The following is an 11,567-nucleotide window of genomic DNA, read 5'->3' on the forward strand; positions in this document are numbered from 1 at the left end:
AAGGAACTTTAACAGGATGAAGCGGTCTTAGCCTATAATTCGATAATTCGATAATTCAATGATTCAATGAACATATTTAACACAGACCCAAATAATATTTCCGGACTTTCCTGTTTTCAGGAGTTGCCGGTAAATTACTTACCAACAACTGCTGCTCCAGATTCACACTTGAACTGGCATGGGTATTTTTTGCAAACACCGGCCCCTTATCAATCTGGAGAATTAAATCGGCAATTCACAAACCAGGGCATTCCCTGTTCTGCAAGAGCGCTGGACGATTTCTCAATTTCTACTTTACCACTGATTGAAAATACATTAGGGCCTTCCGGGTTTTATTCACAAGATAACCTTGATACCTCCCCCCCTTATGAATTTTTAGATGATCATTTTTTCTCCACGAATTCAACCTCAACAGGCTTCCAGCAATTACCTCCGGTCTATTCATCAGTTACTTTTCCTCAGCAGTCATTGCATCCCGTTGCTATAGTTGGGGCGTTAGATAAATGCACTGACCAGCAAGTTTTCACTGAACCGATGCAGTATAATGCAACTGCATATTGCGGATCCGGTGAACTGATACTCCCTGCACCTGAAGAGACTTACGCTTACGAAATTAATAAACCAGGAAGAACAAAAGCATCTGTTAAAGCCAGCCGGGCCAGATACGCCGCATCCGCTAAAGGCAAGGCATGCCAGGCCAGATACATCGCATCCGCTAAAGGCAAGGCAAGCAAGGCCAGATACCTTGCAACTGATAAAGGAAAGGTATGCATGGCCAAGGCCAGTACAAAGTATAAAAAATCCGATAAAGGCAAGGAAACCAATGCCAGAGCCAGTGCCAAATACGAAAAATCGGCAAAAGGAAGAGAAACCAGAGCCAGATACGCCGCATCCGATAGATACAAGATGAAGAGTGCCATAAAGCTGGCAAGGTATAGAGCCTATCAATCGGCAATAAAAAAAGGCATGAGCGAAGCATTGGCATTAAAAGTGGCAAAGTCAGCAGCTAATAAAAAGTTGGCAGAATTTTCAACAACGTCCCCCTCTTTACCTGTCAGTCAAAAAGATGATGAAATACATACAGCCCAGATCGAACAACATTATCCCCTGCATAAACGATCAACTATTTCAGGACATGAAGCTGTTGGTCTCAGTCTTCTGGATATTTGGTCAAACCAGACTTGCATGGGAATTCCGCAAAATCCATGAAACTGACAACATCTATATTACGTTTACATTGACATAAATATTGACTGCTCAGGCAGCAACTTTTGCCGTGAAAAATATTTTGCGTAACCATTTTTCATTCCTGAGGGTGGCGCAAAATATTTTCACGCGCCATGGGCATTTGTAATAAGAGTTGAATGGAAGCATCAATTAGATGATACATCTGCTTTTTCTACTCGCTTACAAAACTGCCTGCGACTCAATCTTGCCCCCATATCCAACCACTCTCTTATTAAAAAAGGTCTGCCATCATCATTTATTGCCCTGAGTAATCCATCGTTCAGCTCAGCTTGTATATCAAAATAAACCTCTGCACCCAGTTCGAGGAGATATGCAGCAGAATTAGGTTGATTATCCTGGAGTTTTGCCTGAAGCATTGCATTAAGATTGTCCTGACTGTAAGGGTTGTTTGCACCTAAACCTATCCATTCTTTTACACCTGGGGTATTATTATCTTCTGCATAATACTGGGCGGCAAGATTTATGAAATGCCTCGTTTTATCGGTTTTTTTGGCACCCAGTTTCAGCCAAAGCTTAAATTCCGTAATACTATTTTCCTGGGCAGCCCTTTCCAGATTTGAATCAAGAATCGTTTGAAACTCAGGTTTAATTTTCGCCCCAGCTTCTTTTAAATAGACAGCATCTGTCGGATCAGGTCTATCTTCAAGAAGCATACTGGCCAGAAAATCATCAAGTTGTTGCTGAAGATTTTCCAGGGTTGCCCCCATTGCCACACAATCTAGTACGTCAGATGCAAGCTTCTGTTTCAGGGATTGTTTTAACCATTCATTTAATTTCAGTTGGACGTCACTATCTACCGAGGCTCCCAGATCGCACCATTGTTTAGCTTTAGTCACTGTAGTAGCTTTTTGCAAACCTTCATTAAGTTTCTGTTGAAAGTCGGGTATCATCGCCCCCAGAGACAACCAGCCTCTGGCAAAAAAGGGGTTATTGCTCTCTATCATTCTTTTCAGGCCTGAATCCAGTTTATTTTTAACTTCAGTATCTATTTTCGCCCCAATATCCAGCCATACTTTCATATGAAATGGATTTGGATGATCTTTATCAAACTCTCGTTTCAAGCCATTATTTATCTTGCGTTGAATATCCAAACCATGCAGCCCTGAACCATTAAGCATCATTTTTAATACGCCCGATAATTCCAGATCATCTATTAGAGAAACAGGAATATATTGACAATTGGTAATGGCATCGAGCTTTTTATTAATGTAAGTAATCGAATACTCCTCAAGCGATTTAACATTTATTTTTTCTATTTCATCAATAAGATATTTAGATAATTCTGGAGTTATATCATAACCATCCTTGGCTAACTCTTTATACAATATTCCCTGCATACAATCTCGATAAGCTATATTACCAAGCATTATTGTCGCCCTGTCATATTAATTTTCAAAACTTTTGTGAGTGAAATCTTAAGTGATCCTCAATAAATGTGGCAATAAAATGATAGGAATGATCATATCCCTCCTGCATCCTTATGGTCATTGGATACCCTGTGTCTGCAACTGCTTTTTTTAATGCATCCAGATGCAACTGTTCGTGCAAAAAAGTATCCCTGCTGCCCTGATCCACAAGTGCTGGAACCGCTTCAGGTGATATTTTCAGCAGCTCGCAGGCATCATAGTGTTTCCATTGCTCGCGATCATTACCAAGATAGCCCATAAATGCTTTTTGTCCCCATGGCGCATTGACCGGATTGCAGATCGGACTGAAAGCAGACACCGATGAGTAACGATCAGGGTTGTGCAAAGCAATCACCAGCGCACCATGACCGCCCATGGAATGACCGGCAATACTCCGTTTATCATTAACAGGAAACTGTTGTTCAATAAGTTCTGGCAGCTCAGAAACCACATAATCATACATTTGATAGTGTTGACGCCATGGCTGCCGGGTAGCATTCACATAAAACCCGGCACCAAGCCCGAAGTCGTAGGCAGCATCAGGATCATCCGGAACATCATCCCCCCTGGGACTGGTATCCGGTGCAACAATCGCAATGCCCAACTCTGAAGCTACCCGCTGGGCTCCTGACTTCTGCATAAAATTCTCATCGGTACAGGTCAGCCCGGACAACCAGTACAGAACGGGAACCGTTTTGCTCTGGCTTTCAGGAGGCAGGTAGATGGCAAAACGCATGTTGCAGTTAAGGGTTTGTGAGTCGTGGGTGTACTGTTTATGCCAGCCACCAAACAGCTTATTACTGCTGATATTCTCCAAAGACATAGACCTTGCTCAATACGGGACAGGCTTTACTGAAAAAAACCGTAAAGCCCCGGTGAAAAAAATAACCGATGGTGCAGTTAAGTAGTTAACCAACTACTTATTGCCGGTAATGGATCACAGAGCGAATACTCTCGCCCTTGTGCATCAGATCAAACGCCCTGTTGATCTCCTCTAATGCCATGGTATGGGTGATAAAATCGTCAAGCCTGAATTCACCCGCCAAATATTGCTCTACAATGCCCGGCAGCTCAGAGCGGCCTTTCACTCCTCCAAATGCGGATCCACGCCATACACGCCCGGTCACCAGCTGGAATGGACGGGTGGCTATTTCCTGGCCAGCACCCGCGACACCGATGATAACCGACTCACCCCAGCCTTTGTGACAGCACTCAAGTGCAGAACGCATAACGTTAACATTCCCGATACACTCAAAGGAAAAGTCAACACCACCATCGGTCATCTCGACGATCACGTCCTGAATCGGTTTCTCAACCAACGTTGAATTGATACAGTCAGTGGCTCCCAACTTGCTGGCCAGTTCAAATTTTTTCTCATTAATATCAATCCCGATAATCCTGCCAGCACCGGCCATTCTGGCACCAATGATGGCCGATAGACCAATACCGCCAAGACCAAAGACTGCAACGGTGTCCCCGGGCTGTACCTTTGCGGTCTTTAATACGGCCCCCATACCGGTAGTGACCCCGCAACCCAGGAGACAGACTTCTTCCAGAGGTGCATCAGGGCTGACTTTTGCCAGTGAAATCTCGGGTAAAACCGTATATTCGGAAAATGTTGAACACCCCATGTAGTGATAAATGGGCTGACCATCCTGGTAAAATCGGGTCGTACCGTCGGGCATCAGCCCCCTTCCCTGGGTTTCACGTATTTTCTGGCAGAGATTGGTTTTACCCGAACGGCAAAATTTACACTCACCACACTCCGGTGTGTAGAGTGGAATTACATGATCACCAACGGCAACGCTGGTCACGCCCTCACCCACCTGTTCGACAATCCCGCCACCCTCGTGACCAAGAATGGCAGGAAATACCCCCTCCGGGTCATCACCGGACAAGGTAAAGGCATCGGTATGGCAAACACCTGTAGCAACGATGCGAACCAGCACCTCGCCAGCCTTTGGTAACATCACATCGACTTCTTCGACCGACAACGGTTGGCCTGGTCCCCAGGCAATGGCCGCTTTTGATTTAATAAATTGATCGGACATTACTATTCCCCAATATCACTTATTTTTAGACCAACACCGAAAACCATAGCTGAAACCAACAGTTTAACAATGACAGGAGACGCTGCAAGGGGAGATCAGGAACACGGCTACGGCGGCTCAGGGTGAGCATGTCGTTATGCTCGCCATCCCTTACTGGATAATCGAGCGCTGGTTGACTTGTTGGCAGGAAGATGACCGCAGAGGCTATGCCTACTCGCCACCTGATAACAGGAAAACCATCAGGACAATTTTTTTCTTCTTCTTAACGGCAAAGGCCACCTTTCGGTGGCCTCCGGGATGCTGAATCCAAACTCAATTCATTATTGATTATCAAGCAGGATTTTTACCTTACCTCTCTCCTTCAGACTGGCAAGGTACTCATCAAACATGACGCGCCCGTTGCCTGCGGCAATAAACTGTCCCAGTCCTTTGAGCTGCTCAGGATTTGCCACTGCTTCACCGGGGTAGATGGCGCTCAGGCCAACCACTGCATAATCACCATTTGCCAGAGTAACTGAGCGATAGGAGACACTGTTTCCTGGATGAGGCATCTTAAAGGCTTCCTGCAGGAGCTGTGCAGGCACACCGGGCATATTCCTGCTGGTTGCAGGGCTCTCAACCACGTCCAGCATCTGTTCATCAGCCAGCACGTTCAGCGCTGTTCCGGACTGCAGGGCCGTTACCATCTGCTCTGCACGGCTGGCCAGCTGTTGTCGTGCGCGGCTGTTCTTCAGGGCATTAACGATGGTTTCTTGCACATCAGCAAGGGGTATAAGCTCAGGTTTTTTGTGTTCCTTGACCCTGACCACGACAGCCTGTTCCGGAGTAATCTCTATCAGCTCACTATTGGCACCAAGATCCAATACATCATCACTGAAAGCCGCTGCCGATACCCGGGGATCGGCGGCAATACCCGATTCAGCACCGTTTCGACCAAAGGGCTCACTGGTCATTACGGTCAGGCCCAGCTGCTCTGCTGGCTGAGCCAGGTCGGAAGCCTCAAAGCTGATATCCGCGAGCTGTCTGGATTGTTCAATAAACAGAGAGTCAACTTCATTCTGCTTGAGTGCTGCTTCAATATCTGCGCGCATCTCATTCAGCGATGGTACATCTGCTTCATCACGGGAAGTTACTTTCAGGATCTGTATACCGAAGTCCGTTTCGATGGGCTCAGATACCTGACCAACGTTCAAACCCGCAACGGTATTGTCAAAAACATCGCCAAAGAAGCCCTGCTCAACAGCCCCCAGATCACCGCCGTTCTCAGCGGTCATCGGATCATCAGAATAGGACCTGGCTAACTCGGCAAACCCGGTTCCGGCTTGCAGTTTGGCAACCACTTCATTAGCCCGGGCTTTCGCTTCATCAAGGGTGCGATCTTCACCGGTCTGAATCAGGATGACTGAGACATGGGCATTATTGCCAGCCTGTTGCTGCAACTGCTCGATACGATACTGGTATTCAGCTTCAATATCTTCAGCAGAGACTTCGATACCCCTGGCTATATCACCCTTGTTCAGAACCACGTAGTTTACGACAACCTGCTCGGGCGTCATAAACTGATTCGAGTTAGCTTCATAATAATTAGTGATCTCTTCATCGGCAGGCGTAATGGCCTGACGAACCGGTTCCGCCGACAGCACAACCCAGGTGAGGTCCCGGGTCTGACCTTCAAGACTCTGCAGTCGTTTGAGTTCTTCTGCCGTCACAAATTCGGTATTGGCAACCCCGGCGCGTAATTGCTGTAAGAGCGTTTCTTCACGGATGGCGTCGCGGAACTGCAATGGTGTCATGCCATAACTGCGAACCATCATCTGAAAACGGTCGGCATCAAAACGGCCGTTTTGCTGAAACTGCGGCATGGATACGATCAGCTTATCAATCTGGGCTTTGCCAATATCCATTTTCTGATCTTCAGCGTTCTGCAGTAGCAACTGACGATCAATCAGGGCTTCAAGAACCGAGCTTTGCAGTAACTGATCGTCCAGCATTGCGGGATCAAACTGACCGCCCATTTGCTGAATCAAAACCCGCCGCTGCTGGTCAACAGCCTGAGCCAGCTCTGCCCGGGTTATATCCTTACCATTGACTGACGCCACTTCCGGGTTGTTTGGATTGGGCGCAAGCGTTTCCAGACCAGTAATGGCCATCATAAAAGCGATGATGCCGACGACAACAAATGTCACCCAACTCTTCGCTTTGTCCCTCATCGATTGCAGCATAATAACCTCAGGTACCAGGGCCGTTGAGACAGCAGAGCATATCCCTTGTTCTTCTCCCAGCCTGGCGAAGACCGGGTTTAAAAAAAAAGCGCATCCTCGGATGCGCTTTCTGGTGAACCGGCAGACAACTCCCCTGGAATAATTCATGTGGAACCCTGCCTTGTCCACCTGATGAAATAGAACCGATTAAAGCGCTATACCAGTAACAGTGAACCCTACCAGATCAGTTCACGGCATCCTTAAGAGCCTTACCAGCTTTGAAGCTTGGAATTCTGGCAGCGGCGATTTCAATCGGCTCACCAGTCTGTGGGTTACGGCCGGTACGAGCGGCACGCTCTTTCACAGAAAATGTGCCAAAACCTACCAGAACAACCTGCTCACCATTTTTCAGTGCACCAGTGACAGAGTTAATCACGGCGTCCAGGGCTCGACCAGCGGCAGCCTTAGAAATGTCTGCAGATGCAGCGATAGCATCAATAAGCTCGGACTTGTTCACTCTATTCCCCTTCTAAGTAGGATGCGTTTTCAATCATTAACAGAGGATAGACACAGAAAGCGTGCTGGCAACTGAGTAATTTACCGGTCTTCTGTCATCTACCCTATCAGGTGCGACCGATATGCTGCTGTATTTTCCTGTGAAAAACAAGCACCATACATGCACCTTCGTCATTAATAGCCTGCCAACCAGCCAATTTGATCTAAAACCACTGAAAATAATCACCAGAACTCATTGTGCCAATGACAACCATCGAACACTCACAGCGAACGATAACACCGGGGCAGTATGAAGTCTGATAATCTGCCGTCAAGCAAATTGTCTGACTGGATTCAAGAAGTCTGGCGGGAAACCCGCTTCCCCCGGAGGTACTGAAAAGACAGTAACCCGAAGGCACATCAAATCGGGGAAGCAGAATAATTACTGCGTTTCTTGTCGGGAGGGTCATATGAAAGCAAATAACCGGTTACAGCTTGTACCTGTTCGGTAATTCCGGTAAAAGAAGTCTACTTTTATCCGCATTAGTATAAAGTTGTCTAACAATTGAGCTGACAACCTGACTCTATGGCTTCGACCTAACTCCTGATCCGAAGTAGCGGCAATTTATACCAATCGTCCGGCCGTCATGTCAACTGAAGAATCCACCGGAAAGCCCCGTCATTACTGAACGACCGCCCAATACAGGGCGGTCTTCACATTCAACGGTCAGTGGGTATTGACACGTTCATCACTTTTCTGGCCGGTTTTCTGCTCGGAATCGGTAACTTCCAGTGCTTTTTCTGGCAGGGCTTCGGGCATATACGACAGAGCCACTTCCAGAACTTCATCAATCCACTGAACCGGAATAATCTCCAGGTCATCCTTGATATTGTCAGGGATCTCTTTCAGGTCGCGACGGTTCTCTTCAGGAATCAGCACCTTCTTGATACCACCACGATGGGCTGCCAGAAGTTTCTCTTTCAGACCTCCGATGGCAAGGACTTGCCCCCGGAGGGTAATCTCACCGGTCATGGCAACATCTGCCCGAACCGGAATCCCGGTCAGAATGGACACAAGGGCGGTACACATACCGATACCCGCACTTGGACCATCTTTTGGCGTTGCGCCTTCAGGAACGTGAATGTGCAGATCGTTCTTCTGATGAAAATCAGGCTCAATACCCATGGCGGCAGAACGGGAGCGAACCACCGTTAATGCCGCCTGGATTGACTCCTGCATCACATCGCCCAGGGAGCCGGTTTTGATAATCTGCCCTTTGCCAGGAACCGCTACCGACTCAATGGTCAGCAACTCGCCGCCAACCGATGTCCAGGCCAGGCCGGTTACCTGACCGATCTGATCCTGATCTTCTGCCCGACCATAGGTGAACTTGCGAACCCCCAGGAAGTCTTCAAGAACTTCCGTGGTAACCGCGCTCTTGCGGTCCTTTTCAGACAGCGCTTCCTGTTTTACCGCCCGGCGACAGACCTTGGCAATTTCCCGCTCAAGTCCACGGACACCCGCTTCTTTGGTGTAGTAGCGGATGATATCCAGCACTGCATCATCAGCAAAGGACAGCTCACCCTTACGGAGGCCACTGCGCTTGATTTGCTTGGGTACCAGATAACGCTTGGCAATATTGAGTTTCTCATCCTCGGTGTAACCCGGAATACGGATTACCTCCATACGGTCCAGCAACGGTCCGGGAATATCCATGGAGTTGGAGGTACAGACAAACATAACATCGGAAAGATCGTAATCCACTTCCAGATAATGATCATTGAATGAGTTGTTCTGCTCAGGGTCCAGCACCTCCAGCAACGCTGAAGCCGGATCACCACGCATATCAGAGCCCATTTTGTCGATCTCATCCAGCAGGATAAGCGGGTTTTTCACTTCAACCTTCGCCATCTTCTGGATCAGTTTACCCGGCATGGAGCCAATGTAAGTCCTGCGGTGACCGCGGATTTCCGCTTCATCACGAACGCCACCCAGCGCCATACGGACAAACTTGCGATTCGTCGCCCTGGCCAGTGACTCACCCAGTGACGTTTTACCAACCCCGGGAGGTCCCACCAGACAGAGCACAGGCCCCTTCAGTTTACGAACCCGCTTCTGCACGGCAAGATATTCAAGGATACGTTCCTTGACCTCTTCCAGCCCGTAGTGATCAGCCTCAAGAATATCCTGGGCACGCTTCATATCATGGCGGACTTTGCTGCGCTTTTTCCAGGGAACACTGAGCATCCAGTCAATATAGCCCCTGACCACCGTTGCCTCTGCGGACATCGGCGACATCATTTTCAGCTTGGCCAGTTCCGCCAGGGTCTTTTCCCTGGCCTCCAGGGTCATACCCGCCTGATCAATTTTCGCTTTCAGCTCTTCCAGCTCGTTGGGCGCATCGTCCATATCTCCCAACTCTTTCTGAATGGCTTTCATCTGCTCATTCAGGTAATACTCACGCTGGCTGCGCTCCATCTGTTTCTTGACGCGACCACGGATTTTCTTTTCCACCTGCAGAAAATCCATCTCACCCTGCATAATACCAATCAGATACTCCAACCGGTCGCCCAGATCGATAATCTCAAGCATTTTCTGCTTGTCTTCGATCTTCATTGGCATATGTGCACTGATGGTATCCACCAGCTTGGCCGGGTCTTTGATACCGGATAATGAGCTAAGCACCTCATTCGGTACTTTCTTGCTCAATTGCACATACTGCTCAAACTGAGACATTACAGAACGAACCAGCAGCTCACCTTCCCGGTCGCTGATCTGCTCAGACAGCTGCTCATGAACTTTCGCCTTAACCAGCCCATCGTCTTCAAAGATCGAGTCAATCGTTACCCGAGTCTCACCTTCCACCAGAACTTTTACCGTACCGTCTGGTAACTTCAGTAATTGCAGGATGCTGGCAACGGTGCCCACAGAAAACAGGTCTTCCACCTGAGGGTCATCGGTCTGGGCACTTTTCTGGGCTACCAGCAGAATTCTCTTGTCACCAGACATTGCCAGGTCCAGCGCCTGGATGGATTTTTCCCGGCCGACAAACAGCGGGATCACCATATGCGGGTAGACTACCACATCACGGAGGGGCAACAACGGCAATTCATAGTGCTCTGATGGTTGCAGGGTATCTTTATTATCCATAGCTCAGCCCCTATATGTTCAATATCAATAAAGCCTGCCATCCACCAGCCTGTTGGCTGGCTGAAAACTGGAAAATGAAAACCTGGCAGGCATTCAGGACACGATCTATTACGTGTTTAATCAATGGTCAGCCTACAGCAGAAGTACCTGAATACAGTCTCAGGCATCTGTAAAACCGGCCATTGTCTCTAAGATGGGGCTTTTCCGGCTAAATTACAATAGCCACGTCTTTCCGTCTCCTGAAAACGGCTAAGGGACGCTTGATCAGCACTCAAGCCCGGGATAAAGAATCTTGCAACATCAAGAACTTGCAAAAGAACTTCGTTCAGGTAACATAACAGTCATTCGGAAGAGACGTCGCATCGACTCTTCAGGAGAGTCGGAGCGTAGCGCAGCCTGGTAGCGCACCACAATGGGGTTGTGGGGGTCGGAGGTTCAAATCCTCTCGCTCCGACCAAATCTTTTTTACTTATCTCTTATCCGTAATTTTAAAAAATGTCTGTTTGGACATTTTGTGCCTTAAACCACTCTATTTTTACTCATATACCCTAAAATTTGTGGACATTTTTTACTGTAAGTATTCCTGATTATTTTGGATTTATGGACACTTTTTCCTAAAAAAAAACCATTTCGTGAAGACTCTCTAAAAAAATAGAGCTTAACCCCCTGGAACATCTGAAAAAATTACAGAGCTACAGTCAGGATTGTAGTGAAGAAATATTGGGAAAATCGTTTCTGACGAAAATTTTACTTGGATGGTTCCAACCAGTTGACTTGGCTGGAAGAATACGGAGGGTAATTTTAAGAATTCAGAAGCTTGTCAATTTCTTCGCTCCAGATTTCAGCAAACTCCTTGAACTGGAATTTTTTGAAATCTGATATGGCAAGGATTTTCCGGACACTTTTTTACGCTGCCTTGGCAAGTTTTTGCTTATACACGAACGGTGCCAGGTAGCTATTAGTCGAATGCTTTCTCTGACGGTTATAAAACACTTCGATATACTCAAAAATTGCC

The 11,567-nt window shown here is 47.5% G+C and carries 8 protein-coding genes and 1 tRNA gene; 2 read left to right on the plus strand and 7 right to left on the minus strand.

Translation table 11 applies throughout. The features are described from left to right. The first annotated feature begins 66 nt into the window (after positions 1–66). Positions 67–1,209 carry a hypothetical protein gene (locus tag J7439_RS07930; protein ID WP_209201291.1) on the plus strand — a complete coding sequence of 381 codons (1,143 nt, stop codon included), beginning with the start codon at positions 67–69 and terminating at the stop codon, positions 1,207–1,209. A gap of 164 nt (positions 1,210–1,373) precedes the next feature. Here the strand turns inward: J7439_RS07930 and J7439_RS07935 are convergent, their stop codons facing one another. From J7439_RS07935 to lon, 6 genes are all read right to left on the minus strand, one after another. Next, a complete protein-coding gene (locus J7439_RS07935; protein WP_209201292.1) occupies positions 1,374–2,615 on the minus strand; it encodes a hypothetical protein in 1,242 nt (413 codons plus the stop codon). 25 nt (positions 2,616–2,640) lie between these two features. Continuing rightward, complete coding sequence (gene fghA, locus J7439_RS07940) at positions 2,641–3,477, minus strand: S-formylglutathione hydrolase (protein WP_353623020.1); 837 nt, start codon at positions 3,475–3,477, stop codon at positions 2,641–2,643. 97 nt (positions 3,478–3,574) lie between these two features. Then, on the minus strand, positions 3,575–4,705 hold the full coding sequence (locus J7439_RS07945; protein WP_209201293.1) for an S-(hydroxymethyl)glutathione dehydrogenase/class III alcohol dehydrogenase: 1,131 nt from the start codon (positions 4,703–4,705) through the stop codon (positions 3,575–3,577). A gap of 320 nt (positions 4,706–5,025) precedes the next feature. Further along, complete coding sequence (locus J7439_RS07950; protein ID WP_209201294.1) at positions 5,026–6,927, minus strand: SurA N-terminal domain-containing protein; 1,902 nt, start codon at positions 6,925–6,927, stop codon at positions 5,026–5,028. A 223-nt stretch (positions 6,928–7,150) separates the two neighbouring features. Further along, positions 7,151–7,423 carry a nucleoid-associated protein HU-beta gene (gene hupB, locus J7439_RS07955; protein ID WP_101746322.1) on the minus strand — a complete coding sequence of 91 codons (273 nt, stop codon included), beginning with the start codon at positions 7,421–7,423 and terminating at the stop codon, positions 7,151–7,153. A 705-nt stretch (positions 7,424–8,128) separates the two neighbouring features. Continuing rightward, positions 8,129–10,552: an endopeptidase La gene (gene lon / locus J7439_RS07960; protein ID WP_209201295.1), complete on the minus strand. Its 2,424-nt coding sequence runs from the start codon at positions 10,550–10,552 to the stop codon at positions 8,129–8,131. 380 nt (positions 10,553–10,932) lie between these two features. Between lon and J7439_RS07965 the strand changes: the two genes are divergently transcribed. Next, positions 10,933–11,009: transfer RNA gene (locus tag J7439_RS07965), tRNA-Pro, on the plus strand. 449 nt (positions 11,010–11,458) lie between these two features. Here J7439_RS07965 and J7439_RS26985 read toward each other — a convergent pair. After that, a partial coding sequence (locus J7439_RS26985) for an IS3 family transposase (RefSeq protein ID WP_209201301.1) occupies positions 11,459–11,567 on the minus strand: 109 nt, incomplete at its 5' end.

It is taken from the genome of Salinisphaera sp. G21_0 (assembly GCF_017744115.1).
Lineage (GTDB): Bacteria > Pseudomonadota > Gammaproteobacteria > Pseudomonadales > Endozoicomonadaceae > Endozoicomonas.

Excerpts from the sequence above, each read along its gene's own strand:
- J7439_RS07930 (WP_209201291.1), top strand. The coding sequence starts at position 67 with ATGAACATATTTAACACAGACCCAAATAATATTTCCGGACTTTCCTGT.
- J7439_RS07935 (WP_209201292.1), bottom strand. The coding sequence starts at position 2,615 with ATGCTTGGTAATATAGCTTATCGAGATTGTATGCAGGGAATATTGTAT.
- fghA (WP_353623020.1), bottom strand. The coding sequence starts at position 3,477 with ATGTCTTTGGAGAATATCAGCAGTAATAAGCTGTTTGGTGGCTGGCAT.
- J7439_RS07945 (WP_209201293.1), bottom strand. The coding sequence starts at position 4,705 with ATGTCCGATCAATTTATTAAATCAAAAGCGGCCATTGCCTGGGGACCA.
- J7439_RS07950 (WP_209201294.1), bottom strand. The coding sequence starts at position 6,927 with ATGCTGCAATCGATGAGGGACAAAGCGAAGAGTTGGGTGACATTTGTT.
- lon (WP_209201295.1), bottom strand. The coding sequence starts at position 10,552 with ATGGATAATAAAGATACCCTGCAACCATCAGAGCACTATGAATTGCCG.